We start from the raw sequence: 14,847 nt of genomic DNA, 5'->3' as shown, positions 1-14,847 counted from the left end.
CCTAATAACATGTTTATAAAAAGTCCCTTTTACTATGTTTCAAGTATTTCCAGGGCTCTTTTGAAGCATTTATTATGTCATCTTTACTAAGCCATGCCCTACGAGCTACACCTACTCCAAATCTTATTGAGCGAAGCATCCCAAGGCTATGGGCATCAGAGCCAAGCACAAGTTTTACTCCACCATCTTTTGCTCGTTTTGCATTTATATCAGAGAGGTCAAGCCGGTCGTAGTAACAATTTAGCTCAAGAAGTGTATTAGTTTCTCCTGCCGCCTTTATTACCTTATCCATGTCCACTTTATACCCTTCCCTCCTTGATATAAGTCTCCCTGTAGGATGAGCAATAATGTCTACCCATTGATTTCTGCAAGCAGCTATTATAGCGGGAGTCATGTCCATCTCTTTAGGGAAGGTGTGAATTGCGGCTATCACTATATCAAGGTTCTCAAGTATTGAATCAGCGAAGTCAATTGTGCCATCTTTTTTAAGCTCAACTTCAATCCCTTTTAAAATCCTAATCCCAAATTTTCTTTCGGCTTTTTCTATTTCTTCGGCTTGGCGTTTAAGTTCTTTTTCATCAATTCCGCCTGCATATCTTGCAGACTTTGAATGGTCAGTTATAGCAATGTAACTGTAGCCCAGATTTTTAGCAAACTCTGCAATCTCTTCAATTGAATGTGAGCCATCAGAATATTTAGAATGGATATGCAAGTCACCTTTTATCTCATCGTAGTTCACAATATGAGGTAATTCAGGGATTTCAATCTCACCCCTATCTTCGCGTAACTCAGGTGGTATCCATGAGAGCCCTAATGCTGCATAAACATCAGCCTCATGAATTCCAGCAATCTTCTTATCCCGTTTAAACACACCATATTCGGATATTTTTAGTCCACGCTCCTTAGCAATAGTACGTAGCTTAATATTGTGTGCTTTTGAGCCAGTAAAATACTGGAGTGCCGCCCCATAACAATCTTCTGGGACAACTCTTAAATCAATTTGATGCCCCTCTTTAACAATAATTGAGCCTTTTGTTGACCCTTTTGTAAGCACTCTATCGGCTCTCGGAAACCTTGTAAAGTGCTCAATTATTTCGGAGCCATTTTTACCTGTAGCAAGAATATCTATATCTCCAATAGTCTCTTTCATCCTTCTAAGAGAACCTGCTGGTGAAATATCACCTACTTCACTTTTCTTCATCCATTCAATTATTTCTTCAACAAGTGGTAAAGCAACACCGAGTGAGATACGACGCTCTTCGGCACTAAAAACTTCAAGTCCCTTCTTGATGTTATCAACCTTCTTCTTCCCCATTCCTGGAAGTAATGCAAGTGAGCCATCGTCCAAAACTCTTTTAAGGTCAGAAATTGAAGCCACACCAAGCTTTTCATGAGCAAGTTTCAATGTCTTTGGTCCCATGCCTTGGATTGAAAGTAAAGAAAGTAGTCCATCAGAAATACCTTCCATAGCTTCATCATATTTTTTCATCTTACCTGTGCGAAGGTATTCGTCAATCTTCTTTGCAATACCCTCTCCAACACCGGGGATTGTCATGAGTCTACCATCCTTCCACATGACTTCTACATCTTCAGTCAAATCCTCAATGGCTTTAGCAGCTTTACGATAAGCTCCTATTTTAAACACCATTTCTCCTTTAAGCTCGAGGGCGTCTCCAATTTTATTAAATATGATAGCAAGCTCCTTATTTCTCATCTCACTAAACAGGATTGCAGAGTGATGTTCTCGTTGTACTACAGGATGTAAATTTAAGGACAAAGTCCATTGCATCATTTTCAGTTGGTGCTTCATATATTATTACAAAATCAGGCTTCCCAAATAGCTTCAAAAACTGGTGTACCTTTATACACTCGGGCGGTTTAACCTTTTTAACCAAATAAAACATATCCTCCGCCTTACCCGGTATAATATCAAGCATAGTCATAAAGAGCATAGTTCCTCCTTTTAAGCTAATAGTATTGCAAACTTCTAATTTGTCAAGATTTTTTCCTCTAATATTACTATTTTTACTGGTAGCTTCTCTGCTAACAAGGAGTGCACTGTATTTGGCTTGGGGTTAAAGAACTTGCAAAATTCACCTATTCAATTTATAGTAAAAAACAAAAGGAGCTATTTTAAGTAATTAAAATCTATAAATATAACTCCTGGAGCAAAATATAGTAGTTATAAATCCAATCTCTTTTAATGACCGACCTTAAACTTTTTCTTATGCCTATGCAACTTTCTTTGCTTTTTTCTCTTATGGGTGGACATTTTCCTTTTTTTTCTTTTTTTACCACAAGGCATAATTCACCTCACAACTTTTCAACATCTTTTATATACTTTATAAAATTATCTATCTTCACTTGAGTCTCTCTTTTAATATTTTAGATGGTTTAAATACAGGAACAAACCTTTCTGGCACCATCACAGATTTACCGGTCTTTGGATTTCTTGCCTGTTTTGGGTTACGATGTTTTCGAATAAACACACCAAATCCACGTAGCTCAATTCTATTGTCAGCCAATAAGGTCTTAGAGATTACATTTAAGAATGAATTTACAATAGCCCCAACCTCTCTTTGAGTAAATCCTGTAAGCTTAGCAACCTCATTTACAATATCTTTCTTTGTCCTTGTCATTTCTCAACAGTTACTTTATGAGTAGATTCAACCACGAAATCCAACTTCTCTTTGTTTCGTACCACTATTATTTTGGTCCCTCTCTTAAATCCTATTTCAAGTATTTTCTCAGATACTGGGTCTTCAAGCATCCTCTCCATTGTCCTTTTTAGGGGACGGGCGCCAAAATTGGGGTCAAAACCTTCATCTATCAGTAGCTCTTTCGCACTATTGTCTAAAACAAGGGCTATACCTTTCTCTTTCATACGGAGTTGAAGTTCTGAAAAAAGTAAATCAACTATTTTACCCATCTCAGACCTTCCAAGTGCCCTAAATACAAGAATTTCATCAATCCTATTTAAGAACTCGGGTCTAAAAACTTTTTTTACTTCCTCTAATAATCTACTTTTCATTGATTCATAATCTATTGCTTCATCTTTTGTCTCAAACCCAATCTTTGCTCTCTTAAGCTCCCTTGTCCCAATGTTAGATGTCATTATGAGAATTGCATTCTTAAAGTCAACCCTCCGGCCAAAAGAGTCTGTTAAAATACCTTCGTCAAAGATTTGTAGCAAAATATTAAATACATCAGGATGAGCCTTCTCAATCTCATCGAGTAAAACAACAGAGTAAGGCCTCCTCCTGATACGTTCAGTAAGTTGCCCTCCTTCTTCGTATCCTACATATCCGGGAGGTGCACCTATAAGACGGGAAACATTAAATTTCTCCATATACTCGCTCATATCAAATCTTATTAGGGCGCTCTCAGAGTCAAATAAAAATTCGGCAAGCTTCTTTGCAAGATAAGTTTTGCCAACGCCTGTCGGTCCTAAGAATATGAAACTACCAATTGGACGCCTCAAATCTTTAAGCCCTGTCCTTGACCTTCTTATAGCACGCGTTAATGCCCGAATAGCCTCATCTTGACCTACTACTTTACCTTTTAGCACTTCCTCCATCCTAATTAACCTTTCCTGCTCTTCTTGTTTAAGCTTGAGAAGTGGAACACCAGTCCATACTGAGATGACGTATCTTATATCCTCCTCCCTAACCCTACCAACTGGCTTTTGTTCTTTCTCAAATTGAATCTGTTGCTCAAGTTTATGCTGCTCATCCCTCAGGCGCGCGGCTTCCTCAAATTTTTGGTGATTTACTGCGTCTTCTTTCAATCTTTTGAGCTCTATAAGTTTTTTCTCAAGTAAATTAAGTTGGGATGAACTTTTTGGCAGCTTCCTTAATTTAACTCTACTTCCTGCTTCATCTATTATATCTATTGCTTTGTCAGGCATAAATTTATCAGATATATATCTATCAGAAAGTGTAGCTGCAGCCACAAGAGCACTATCCTCGTATTTCACACCGTGGTGCAGCTCATACTTCTCCTTTAACCCTCGTAATATTTTTATTGTATCCTCTAAAGTTGGTGGTTCAACTTGCACAGATTGAAATCTGCGCTCAAGGGCACCATCCCTTTCTACATATTTCCTGTACTCATTTAAAGTAGTAGCCCCAATACAATGAATCTCACCCCTTGCAAGTGCAGGTTTCAACATATTTGAAGCATCAATAGCCCCCTCAGCTGCACCCGCTCCAACAAGAGTGTGGAGTTCGTCTATAAAAACAATCACATTAGGCGATTTTTGTATTTCATTAAGCACAGCTTTTAATCGCTCCTCAAATTGGCCCCTGTATTTTGTCCCAGCAACAACAGCTGCTAAGTCAAGAGCAAGTACTCTTGAATTCTGAAGCACCTCAGGAACCTTACCAGTTACAATACGTTGTGCAAGCCCCTCAACTATAGCAGTCTTACCGACACCAGGTTCCCCTATAAGAGCGGGATTATTTTTCTTACGCCTGCATAAAATTTGGATCACACGCTCTATTTCTTTCTCTCTCCCTATTATAGGGTCGAGCTTTCCTTCACGTGCTAATTTAGTAATATCACGAGAAAAACGATCTAAGGTTGGAGTCTTTGATTTCTGAGTTTTTGTTTTTACTTCTTCGCCTGCAGAGAGGATTGCAAGAATTTCATCTTTCACTTTGTCAATATCAAGGTCAAAACTAAAAAGAATTTGAGCTGCAACACTTTCAGTATCTTTTAAAATACCCAAAAGAAGATGCTCTGTTCCAACATACCCATGACCAAGTTGTTGTGCTTCCTCTTTTGCATATGAAAGTATCCTCTTCGCCTCTTCATTAAAAGGAGGATCTCCAAGTAAGCTAACACCACCACTCTTTTTATGCGACTCAAGAATAGCTTTGAGAATTTCGTTTGGGTCAGCCCCGAGGTTCATAAGAGCCATCACCCCTACTCCACCGCCTTCTTTTATGAGTCCGATAAGCAAATGCTCACTACCAACCGAATCGTCGCCGAGTCTAACAACCTCCTTCTTTGCAATAAGAACGACCCTCTGTACTCTTTCTGTAAATTGGTTCATAAATTAAATTTACCGAAGTCTTCTGGTTTAAGTTCTTGGAAATGATGCTTTAAATCCTTACTTTCCTTGAGTGTAAATGCCCCTCCTTTCTCTAATACTTCTTCAGCAATGTAAATAGGGGCAGAACTCCTGAGAGCTATAGCGATAGAGTCACTTGGTCTGGCATCAATTTCTACTATAGAATTACCTCGCCCCAAATAAATTCTCGCATAATAGGTGCCATCTTGTATCTCGTTCACTATTATCTTAATTACACTGGCATCAAGTCCATCTACGATGTTCTTTATAAGATCATGTGTAAGTGGTCTCCTCGGTGATATATGCTCACGCACCATCGCAATTGCAGATGCCTCATGGAAGCCAATCCATATAGGGAGTATCCTTTCACCATCTATCTCTTTTAAAAAGACAACAGGCATCTTACTCATACTATCATATGCTAACCCAGAAACTTCCGCTCTAATCATTTATCCCTCATACTACAAACTTTGCAAATCTGCATCCTAAATACTATAATGAATCAATCTATTTGTCAAGATGTTTTTTCCCCTCATTTGCTTACTACCCAAAGTTTTACAGTCCCCTCTACTTCTGGATGGAGTAAGATTCTTATAGAGTAGACACCAAGCTCCTTTATTGGGTCTTCAAGGATTACATTTTTTCTGTCAATTTTATACCCTTCTTTAGCAAGGAGTCCTTCTATATCAATATTTGTGACTGCACCAAATAGTTTACCATCCTCTCCTGCTTGGACAGGAAAAGTTAATGAAAGAGATTCAAGTTCTTCCTTTAATTTTAATGCGACCCTCCTTTCCCTGCTATTCCTCAGCTCTATTATTTTTTTGAATTCTTCAAATCTACGTAAATTTGAATCAGTATGTAGGAAAGCAAGTTTTTTAGGGATAAGATAATTCCTTCCATAGCCCGGTTTTACATCCACAACATCACCCCTTTTACCTATCCTCTCAACATCTTCAAGTAAAATAATTTTCATAATTAATCCCTTCTTAAAAACGGTAGAAGAGCCATAATTCTAGCCCGCTTTATTGCACGTGCAAGTAGGCGTTGATGTTTGGCACAGGTACCTGTTAGCCTTCTTGGAAAAATCTTGCCGCTTTCAGTAACATATTTTTTCAAACGTTCAATATCCTTATAATCTACATTACTTTCCTGAGTACAAAAAAAACAATATTTTTTTCCTCTAACAGTTGGAGCTTCAGAACGGAAGCTCTCCTTTTTCTCCTTTTCTCTCTTCTTCATCTCCTTTATCCTCCACTTCAGATATCGCTTCTTCAGATATTTCCTCTTTCTCACCCGGTAATTTACTTAGGTCTTGAACTCTTAAAGCAGCAATCTCTATGACACTCCTTTTTTGCCCATCAGGAGTTTCCCATGCTCTACTTTGGAGTCTTCCTTCAACATAGACAGCGCTCCCTTTACGAAGCCTTTCGCCCATTCGCTCTGCAGTTTTACCCCAAGATACTACCCTTATAAAAGTGGTCGTCTCTTGCCATTCACTAGTTTTTTTATCCATATACCTACGATTGGATGCAATTTGAAAGTTGCATATAGGCTGACCATCTGGGGTATACCTAAGATCAGGGTCTGCTGTAAGGTGTCCTGTTATGTGGACTCTATTTATTTGTGGCACTTTATATTCTGCCATTCTTAGTCTCCCTTCCTCATAATACAGTATCTCAATACATCTTCATCTAACTTAAGTGTATGTCCTAACTCAGACAAAACCTTACCATCTGCCTCAAATTCAAATAACACATAATAGCCACTCTCTTTTTTGCGTATCGGATAAGCTAGCTGCCTTAAACCCCACCTATCAACATTTATGGATTTACCCCCTTTTTCTATAATCCCTACAAACTTTTCTACCTCCTTATTTATACCTGTTTCACCAATCTCTGATTTAAAAATTACAAGATTTTCGTATCTCATCATCTAAAATTATATTTTAAAACTTTGGCTTGTCAAGTTTTTTCAAGATTTTTGGTATGGTCTTTAAAAAAGTACAAAATTTTGTTGAAAAAAAGAAATTTTATTAGTATATATAACTGAGGAGGTGCAGGATGAGATATAGTGTACTAATTTTATGGCTGATTTTATCAACTCGTTTAAGTGCAGGCGAAATCCAGCATACGGTTACTTTTAACAGAAGCGACTTCATTTTTAAAAAGTTCAAAGGATACGACATACTCGAACTTAAGAATTGCGGCACTACAACTGAAATAGGTTATCCTATGCTACCCGAATTTTCTTGTCGAATCCTTATTCCTGCAGGAGCAACTGTTACAAAGATTGAAGTAATATCCAAAGTTAGCAGTGCTATTCCGGGTGAGTATAAAATCTGCCCAGCTCAACCACCTCAACCTTTCTTATTTGAAAGAGCTATTGAATGGGTAGAACCTGAGGAAACTGTGTATTCTCTTTCAACTCCTTATCCAGCTGAGTTAGTTAAACATTCACATACAGGGTCACTTGGTGGATATAGGATTGCAGGCTTTTTAGTTTATCCTATCCAATACATTCCGAGAGATAAGAAATTAATTTTTACCTCAAAAATTGTATTCCAAATCACCTATGAAAATAGAGTAAATTTTGTACCCCAAAAAACACTAAAAGAGAAGGCTATTTTTGGAGATATAGTAAAAAAGCTTGTGCTAAATCCATATGCAGTTGAAACTTTTAGTCCTCCTACGACATTAGGTCTTCCTTCAGGAGTATTACCTTTTGACACAGTTGAGTATGTGGTAATAACAGCTGATTCATTTGTCCAAATATTTGAGCAACTTACGGATTGGAAGACTAAAAAAGGAGTGCAAGCAAAGGTTGTATCTCTTAATTTTATCTATGATAATTACAAAGGTACAGATAATGCTGAAAAGATAAGGAACTTTATCATTGATGCAAACTCAACTTGGGGCACTATTTGGTTTTTACTTGGTGGTCAATGTGACCGTGAATGGGGCCAAGAGGTTATACCGAGGCGAGATGTATGGTACAAACGCACTGCAGAGTATCCTGTTGATAAGGATACTATTCCAAGTGACTTGTATTTTTCAGATTTGGATGGCACTTGGAATGCAGATGGTGATACAGTATGGGGAGAAAAGGAGGACGCCGTAGATTTGTACTCAGATGTATTTGTGGGACGTGCACCTGTACGTACTAAAACTCAAGTTACTACATTTATAAACAAAGTCCTAACATATGAGCAAAACCCGCCCCCTAATTATCTTAAAAAGGCTTTATTACCTGCAACATATCTATTCGATGAGCCTGAGTATTGGGGCGATCTCGTAAACAACGCTATTGCAGACATAACACCATACGGGTGGGAGGATGCAAAATTATATGAGTCAAATGGGACACTGAGTAGAGCAATATTGATAGATTCACTAAATGCAGGATTTGGCTTCGTCCATTATGCTGCACATGGGCGTCCGGATGGAGTAGGTAGTCCCATCCTTGACTATATACTAAGTTCAGATGATGTTGATAATCTCACTAACGAAAGTAAACTTGGTATTCATAATTCAATCGCCTGTTATATAGGCGCAGTAGACTGGGTACCGGGTGGTGATTGTTTTGCAGAGCATTTACTAAATAAAGATGGTGGTGCAGTAGCTGTGATTATGAATTCAAGAACAGGAGTAGGTAGGCCTTCAGTTGGTATGTATTATTCAGAGTTGCTTGATACATCGTTCTACCATGAGACTTTTCGTAGTACATACTTATATCATGACCATATAGGAGTGGCTCATGCTGTATCCAAAGACTGTTACGTTTCATGGACTACTTGGGAAGACCGTTGGCCCTGGTGTATTTATGAGCTCAATCTATTTGGTGACCCCGAGCTTCCAATGTGGACAGATGAGCCGAAGAACTTAATTGTTGAGCATGATTCTGTAATATGGACGAGACAAACAAGTTTTAAAATTAGAGTTACAGATAATGGGACTTCTGTTGAGAGTGCACTGGTCTGTGTAATGAAAGGAGAAGATAGTGTTTATGTACGAGGTTATACTAATCCAAATGGTGTTGCTATACTATCACTATTACCGCCACCTACCACTTATGGAACTCTATCAGTGACTTGTACAGCCCATAACTTCTTACCTTATATAGGAACTGCTCGTGTAGTGAGTTCATGGAAGATAACCATCAATCCTGACACTGTCCAAGTAAATACTTTAACTCCTGTTGAAATCACAATCTCCGATACTCTTAACCAAGGTGTTCGTGATGTTGAGATAAGAATTTTAGGACTCGGCGTATCGGAATTTGATACCACAAATATTGCTGGACAGTGTATAATAAATATTAATGCAGGGTATGGAGAGGTGTTAAAATGTAATGGCCGTAAGATAGGTGAAAGTTGGGATTTGCTTAAAGACTCAATACGGGTAGTCGGTGGTATGGAGCTAATTTCACCAGATTTGACATCACAAGTCACAGAAATAGGCCTTGTAGATACTATAGCTCGTTATTGTGAAGGAACTATTACTGGAAGTTGCGAAAATTCTGGTTTTACTTTATTTGCTAAAGGGAGTGGGGTTGACACCTCAGTTTATACCAATGAGACATCGGCAGATTTAAGTATAGTGCCTACCCAATTGGGTACTTTATGTAGTTACATTGCTAAGACTGGTTATAGAGTATATAAGGAAACTTTTCCTGTAATACGGGTGTTTGGAAGATTAGTTGGGACTGTAGCTGATGTAGAGACACAAAATCCTATTGAAGGGGTGGTAATTAAAGCTTATGAATCAGGTATAGACACATCGTTAGTCCACCCAGTTTTTATTGACACCTCCGATGTGAATGGGAATTATTCAAGTAAGGACTCAATCCCAGTAAACAAATATGATATCTACACTATGAAATTTTGCTATCTACCTTTTTTTGCTACTCATATTACTAAGTACAATGTAGATACTTTTAATATACAACTCCAACCTGCCCCACCCGGTCTTGTCTATGGAACAGTAACTGATTCAACAGGGCTTTCTTTGAGCGCTGCTATAAAAGTTTGTCATACAGATAATATGGAGCTCTACGAAACTGTCTACACTGATGCTACTGGGTTCTATGAGGTTGTCCTCCCTTATTTTACTTATAAATTCTATGTCTTCTCTCCTTATCACTCTGTAGCCTCTCGTGATGTAATTGTTGACAGTGACAGTTTAGAGTTAAATTTTGTTATGGCTGGCACTCCCAGTATTCTTGTTATTAATGATGACGATGGAACTCAAATCCCGTTCCGTAAGGAAACGGGACAAAGCCTGATAGCCTCGGAACTGCACAAATCTCATATGAAAAAGATAGAGTTAAAGAAGTTATATGTTACCAACAAAAGTAAAGCTGGTGAGTCAGCTTCAAGGATAGCTGCTCTGCTTACAGAATTTGGTTACAATGTGAAACAAGAGCAATCTTCAACTACAGATCCAGTTACTTGGGAGAACTACAACTTCATTGTCTGGAGTGATGGGGATGACATCTCACCACTTGGTAATACTACTCTTCGGGACCTATTAAAAAGATATGTGCGCTCGGGCAAAATATTGCTTATTGAAGGTGGGGAGCTTGGATACAACATGTGCTTATCTGACTTTGATTTTGCAAGAACAGTACTACATATAGATGCATGGTATACTGATGATGCTGGTTCGCTTATCTTACAGAATACTTCGCATCAGTTAGCTACTTACCCAAATACTTTACCAAATACTATACCAGTATTTTATAGTAATTCTGGTGATGAGGATGCACTTCATTTATTAGAGGGTGCAACTCTTATCTATGGGACAGAGGATTATAATAATGCTGCAGGAATATTAGTTCATGAACCTACTCCACCCGGAGGTCAGATTGTATTTTATGCTTTTAATTTTATGGCTATTGATAGTGCAACTGGGGCGAAGTTACTCGAAAATACAGTGCATTATCTTTTGACTCAAGTAGGAGTTGAATTAACCCAGAAGCCACCAAATCTTTTTGAACTCTGTTTACCATTCCCAAATCCATTTACTAAAAAGACGGTTATTAAATATCGGATACCAGAAGTCAAAAATCAGAAACCGGAAATCAGATTACAGATTTACGACATCTGTGGTAGAGTAGTTCGTACATTTCCAATTTCCAATTTCCAATTCCCAATTTCCAATTTCCAATTCTATAATCTGGGATGGTTGTGATTTTTCGGGTAAGGAGGTTGCATCTGGAATCTATTTTTGCCGGCTGAAGACTAACCAATTTCAGACAACAAGAAAAATTGTACTACTCCGATAGATAAAGATGTAGCTGAGCACAGCAACTATTTTTATTGACTTCCCATAAATTTATAGTATAAAATGAGAGGAGTTTATCTTTTGCAGATATTAATTCGTAAACCTATCTCAATCCGTATCGGCTCTTTAGGTAAACTTAAGTTTAGTGAAGGTAAATACATTTATGTAGGGTCTGCTCAAACTGGACTTGAGAATAGAGTTGCAAGACATCTTAGACACAGAAAAAAGAAGTTTTGGCATATTGATTATTTATTGAATAATCCTAATGTAAGTGTAGATAGAATTTTATGTAAAGAGGCTCATAAGGAAGAGGAATGCAAAACTGCTACTCTTTTATCAAAGTACGGAAAGAGCGTCCCGGGATTTGGTAGCTCTGATTGTAAATGCGAGAGTCACCTCTTTATACTCAAAAGCAATTTCTCAAATAATATGCTTAGTAGGCACGGATTTTGCAACTTGACATGAAATTTTTGATAATGTTTGGTTATCTTTTAATCACTTTAGTTATCGGTATTTTGGGGCATAAATTTACTAAAAAGACACTATCAGATTATTTCCTTGCTAATAGGGGTGTGGGCAAGATAGCTTTATTCTTTACTATGGCAGCAACTAATTTCAGTGCCTTCTGTATATTTGGTTTCTCAGGTGCCGGTTATAGGATAGGATACGCATATTATCCTATTATGAGTTTTGGTACAGGTTTTATGGCACTTACTTTCTTTTTAATTGGCGCACGTGTTTGGGCTATAAGTAAAAAGTATGGAATTATAACTCCACCAGAATATATAGGCGTTAGATTTAATAACACTCCACTTAGGCTTATATATTTGGCAGTTATGATTATATTCACTATCCCTTATCTTGCAATTCAGCCAATAGGAGCTGGCTACGCATTAAAAGAATTGTTAGGAATACCGTATTTTTGGGGAGCGACCTTGATTACTGTGTTTATGATAGCATATGTTTTTTTAGGCGGTATGCGCGGTGATGTCTGGTCCGATATTTTACAGGGAACTATAATGTTAACTTTTATGATTATTATTCTTTCTATGGTTGCTCGTGCATTAGGAGGGTTTAGCAGTGCAAACTTAAATGTATTTCGGTCTAATGCGGAACTTTTCTCAAGACCAGGCTTCAACACTGCCTTGCCTATAAAGATTTGGTTCTCTTACATGATACTATGGTTTTTCTGTGACCCTATGTTTCCACAATTGTTTCAACGCTTCTTTACTGCTAAAGACGAAAATGCACTCAAGACTACAATGACTTTATACCCTATAATTACAGGAATTCTATTCTTTTTACCAGTCTCAATTGGTGTATTAGGGCATATTGTATTCCCAGGGCTTGTGGGTGAGGCAGCTGACAAAATCTTACCTATGATGGTAAATGAGTTACTGCCGGGCTGGCTTGGTGCAGTTGTCATTACTGGTGGACTTGCCGCCCTTATGTCAACTGCAGATTCACAACTTTTGACCCTTAGTTCAATGTTTACACGTGATATATACGAAGTTATTTTAAAGAGAAAACAAGAAAAAGATGTACGGGTTGGTAAGGCTGCTGTCATTGTGCTTGCCAGTTTGGGTCTACTTTTCGCTTATAAGCCACCTGCCACTATTTTAGAAATTGCGACAGAGGCATTTACTGGGTTAGCAGTATTATTTCCTATCACACTTGCATCACTATATTTTAGAAGAGTAAACCCTTGGGCTGGTCTTGTTTCAATATTAGTAGGAGAGGGGCTTGTTATTATTTCGCATTTCAACCTTTTGCCTACATTTGGGCTCCTACCAGTTATACCTATTATTATAATCTCAACCTTAATCTTAGCTATTGGGAGTTTCTTATTTCCTTATAAAGTAAATGTAGACGGTTATTTACATTATCCTACCAACTCAAGTAGTTGGATTTGGTTAATTATTTTTGGTATAATATTTATTCTTTCGTGTGATTTTTGGGCCTGGCGTTCATCTCAACCAATCCTCTTTGGTCTACCATGGTGGATTTGTTACTTCTTTGGGTTAAATATCTTACTTGTCATAGCTATGTCAATATTTGCAAAGTTATTCTGGAAACAGGGATGAAGGTATCAACTGATTTGTTTATAATGGGCATTACATTAGGGTGGGGACCCTGTCTTTCTTTTTGTAGCCCTATACTTGTATCCTACATTGCAGGTACACAGAGGGGGTGGCTTAGTGGGTTATGGAACATTTTAGTCTTCTCTTTTGTAAGAGTATCTGCATATATAATACTTGCTGGCATAGCAGCCTCTATTGGACAGCTTGTTGTAAGGAACTATTATGAGAGTGCATTTGGCAGGCTTCTATACCCTATAGTTGGAATCGTCATTGTAATATTAGGGATACTTATTATTCTTAATAAGAGTCCTAATTTTCAATTTTGTAGTAAATTTATAAAAAATACTCTTCAAAATAATTTGAAGGGTGTAATTATCTTAGGCCTACTTATTGGGTTCTCACCTTGTATCCCATTATTTGGTGTTCTCACCTACATTGCATTTGAGGCAAAAACTCTGTTACAGGCTATTTTTTATGGTAGCTGTTTTGGGGCAGGTACTATACTTACTCCATTAATACCAATCGGAATTTTGGCAGGTGGTATTCCATCTATTATATTGAGGAAGCCCAAAGTCTTAGATATCTTCATCCGTATATGTGGCGCTATCTTGGTTTATTTTGGGATAAAACTGATAATTAGATAGTGGATACGTCTAATTTTTATTGTTACTGTTAAGGTAGAATGTCCTCTTTATTGTTAAGCAAGAATGTCCTCATATTCTATATTATACTCTATATCTCTTGCCTTTGCAAGTTTTTTCTTCCCATTTACTGAAAACTCCTGAATAAAACTATCCTCATGAAACACCCTTATCTTCTTTCTGGGTATAATATGTAACTCTATCTCTGCTTTATACCAATTTGATCTACTAATAGTCCCCTCAGTGATCTGGTATACCTCTCCGTCAAACTTAAAAGTATTATCTTTATTCACTTTTCTTTTTGTCCTCAGACAGAAAACATCGTCTAAGTTTATCTCATCAGGTAATGGTTGAAAAATAGAATCTCTGAAAAATCTCTCATCTGGCGTCTCTTTTGTCGTCCAATGAATGTGATTCTTATTCCACCATTCTATTCGCTTTCTAAGCCACTTATTTGCTTCTTCAATAGTTCTTATGTTGTTGTCTCTAAACTCTTTTATCAATCTATCCTGGAACATGCCAAATAGCCTCTCTACCTTTCCTTTGCTTTCCGGATCATCTACCGGAGTGTGAAGTAATTGAATTCTAAGTTCACTCAAAGCCATATCTATTTGAGTCTGGATATCGTCTGGCTCCTTATGATAATTAAAGTAAAGGGAAGGATTCTTCCTCTCATACTTAAATTTAGAATCATTATCAGTATAGAGAGCTCGAAATACTCCATATTTTTCAACCACCCTACGCAAAGCAATGAGATTATTCCAGGT

14 protein-coding genes are annotated in these 14,847 nt (G+C 37.6%); 4 read left to right on the top strand and 10 right to left on the bottom strand.

Annotation, left to right across the window (positions count from 1 at the left end):
• Positions 1–13: 13 nt before the first annotated feature.
• The 9 genes from polX to rpsF all read right to left on the bottom strand — a co-directional run bounded on the left by polX (position 14) and on the right by rpsF (position 7,009).
• A complete protein-coding gene (gene polX, locus QMD71_02535; protein ID MDI6839724.1) occupies positions 14–1,714 on the bottom strand; it encodes a DNA polymerase/3'-5' exonuclease PolX in 1,701 nt (566 codons plus the stop codon).
• A 4-nt stretch (positions 1,715–1,718) separates the two neighbouring features.
• Positions 1,719–1,952, bottom strand: coding sequence for a hypothetical protein (locus tag QMD71_02530; protein ID MDI6839723.1), 234 nt, complete (start codon positions 1,950–1,952; stop codon positions 1,719–1,721).
• 408 nt (positions 1,953–2,360) lie between these two features.
• Positions 2,361–2,639 (bottom strand): HU family DNA-binding protein, encoded by a 279-nt coding sequence (locus tag QMD71_02525; GenBank protein MDI6839722.1) that lies wholly within the window; start codon positions 2,637–2,639, stop codon positions 2,361–2,363.
• Positions 2,636–5,056 carry an ATP-dependent Clp protease ATP-binding subunit gene (locus QMD71_02520; protein ID MDI6839721.1) on the bottom strand — a complete coding sequence of 807 codons (2,421 nt, stop codon included), beginning with the start codon at positions 5,054–5,056 and terminating at the stop codon, positions 2,636–2,638. The genes QMD71_02525 and QMD71_02520 overlap by 4 nt, the downstream gene beginning before the upstream one ends.
• Positions 5,053–5,523 carry a bifunctional nuclease family protein gene (locus QMD71_02515; GenBank protein ID MDI6839720.1) on the bottom strand — a complete coding sequence of 157 codons (471 nt, stop codon included), beginning with the start codon at positions 5,521–5,523 and terminating at the stop codon, positions 5,053–5,055. Before QMD71_02515 ends, QMD71_02520 begins: the two co-directional genes overlap by 4 nt.
• Before the next feature lie 83 nt (positions 5,524–5,606).
• Positions 5,607–6,050 carry a 50S ribosomal protein L9 gene (rplI, locus tag QMD71_02510; protein MDI6839719.1) on the bottom strand — a complete coding sequence of 148 codons (444 nt, stop codon included), beginning with the start codon at positions 6,048–6,050 and terminating at the stop codon, positions 5,607–5,609.
• Between the two features lie 2 nt (positions 6,051–6,052).
• Positions 6,053–6,316: a 30S ribosomal protein S18 gene (rpsR, locus tag QMD71_02505; protein ID MDI6839718.1), complete on the bottom strand. Its 264-nt coding sequence runs from the start codon at positions 6,314–6,316 to the stop codon at positions 6,053–6,055.
• The gene (gene ssb, locus QMD71_02500) at positions 6,273–6,722 is read right to left on the bottom strand and encodes a single-stranded DNA-binding protein (GenBank protein ID MDI6839717.1); all 450 of its coding nucleotides are present in this window, start codon (positions 6,720–6,722) and stop codon (positions 6,273–6,275) included. Before ssb ends, rpsR begins: the two co-directional genes overlap by 44 nt.
• Before the next feature lie 2 nt (positions 6,723–6,724).
• Positions 6,725–7,009: a 30S ribosomal protein S6 gene (gene rpsF, locus QMD71_02495; GenBank protein MDI6839716.1), complete on the bottom strand. Its 285-nt coding sequence runs from the start codon at positions 7,007–7,009 to the stop codon at positions 6,725–6,727.
• 128 nt (positions 7,010–7,137) lie between these two features.
• On the opposite strand from rpsF, the gene QMD71_02490 reads away from it, so the two are divergent.
• The 4 genes from QMD71_02490 (at position 7,138) to QMD71_02475 (ending at position 14,083) form a co-directional block, all read left to right on the top strand.
• Positions 7,138–11,265: a C25 family cysteine peptidase gene (locus tag QMD71_02490; protein ID MDI6839715.1), complete on the top strand. Its 4,128-nt coding sequence runs from the start codon at positions 7,138–7,140 to the stop codon at positions 11,263–11,265.
• A gap of 156 nt (positions 11,266–11,421) precedes the next feature.
• On the top strand, positions 11,422–11,823 hold the full coding sequence (locus QMD71_02485) for a GIY-YIG nuclease family protein (protein MDI6839714.1): 402 nt from the start codon (positions 11,422–11,424) through the stop codon (positions 11,821–11,823).
• An 11-nt stretch (positions 11,824–11,834) separates the two neighbouring features.
• Positions 11,835–13,442 carry a sodium:solute symporter family protein gene (locus QMD71_02480; GenBank protein ID MDI6839713.1) on the top strand — a complete coding sequence of 536 codons (1,608 nt, stop codon included), beginning with the start codon at positions 11,835–11,837 and terminating at the stop codon, positions 13,440–13,442.
• A gap of 23 nt (positions 13,443–13,465) precedes the next feature.
• On the top strand, positions 13,466–14,083 hold the full coding sequence (locus QMD71_02475; protein ID MDI6839712.1) for a sulfite exporter TauE/SafE family protein: 618 nt from the start codon (positions 13,466–13,468) through the stop codon (positions 14,081–14,083).
• 53 nt (positions 14,084–14,136) lie between these two features.
• Here the strand turns inward: QMD71_02475 and QMD71_02470 are convergent.
• Positions 14,137–14,847 (bottom strand): hypothetical protein (locus tag QMD71_02470; GenBank protein ID MDI6839711.1); only part of this gene is annotated, 711 nt, incomplete at its 5' end.

Source organism: bacterium (assembly GCA_030018315.1).
Classification (GTDB): Bacteria; Hydrothermota; UBA3073; order JACQXS01; family JAGMCI01; genus JASEGA01.
This window is presented reverse-complemented; position numbering and strand designations above follow the sequence as displayed.

Bases quoted from the DNA above. Each gene is read 5' to 3' on its own strand.
- polX (MDI6839724.1), bottom strand. From the start codon at position 1,714: ATGAGAAATAAGGAGCTTGCTATCATATTTAATAAAATTGGAGACGCC.
- QMD71_02530 (MDI6839723.1), bottom strand. From the start codon at position 1,952: ATGCTCTTTATGACTATGCTTGATATTATACCGGGTAAGGCGGAGGAT.
- QMD71_02525 (MDI6839722.1), bottom strand. From the start codon at position 2,639: ATGACAAGGACAAAGAAAGATATTGTAAATGAGGTTGCTAAGCTTACA.
- QMD71_02520 (MDI6839721.1), bottom strand. From the start codon at position 5,056: ATGAACCAATTTACAGAAAGAGTACAGAGGGTCGTTCTTATTGCAAAG.
- QMD71_02515 (MDI6839720.1), bottom strand. From the start codon at position 5,523: ATGATTAGAGCGGAAGTTTCTGGGTTAGCATATGATAGTATGAGTAAG.
- rplI (MDI6839719.1), bottom strand. From the start codon at position 6,050: ATGAAAATTATTTTACTTGAAGATGTTGAGAGGATAGGTAAAAGGGGT.
- rpsR (MDI6839718.1), bottom strand. From the start codon at position 6,316: ATGAAGAAGAGAGAAAAGGAGAAAAAGGAGAGCTTCCGTTCTGAAGCT.
- ssb (MDI6839717.1), bottom strand. From the start codon at position 6,722: ATGGCAGAATATAAAGTGCCACAAATAAATAGAGTCCACATAACAGGA.
- rpsF (MDI6839716.1), bottom strand. From the start codon at position 7,009: ATGATGAGATACGAAAATCTTGTAATTTTTAAATCAGAGATTGGTGAA.
- QMD71_02490 (MDI6839715.1), top strand. From the start codon at position 7,138: ATGAGATATAGTGTACTAATTTTATGGCTGATTTTATCAACTCGTTTA.
- QMD71_02485 (MDI6839714.1), top strand. From the start codon at position 11,422: ATGAGAGGAGTTTATCTTTTGCAGATATTAATTCGTAAACCTATCTCA.
- QMD71_02480 (MDI6839713.1), top strand. From the start codon at position 11,835: ATGTTTGGTTATCTTTTAATCACTTTAGTTATCGGTATTTTGGGGCAT.
- QMD71_02475 (MDI6839712.1), top strand. From the start codon at position 13,466: ATGGGCATTACATTAGGGTGGGGACCCTGTCTTTCTTTTTGTAGCCCT.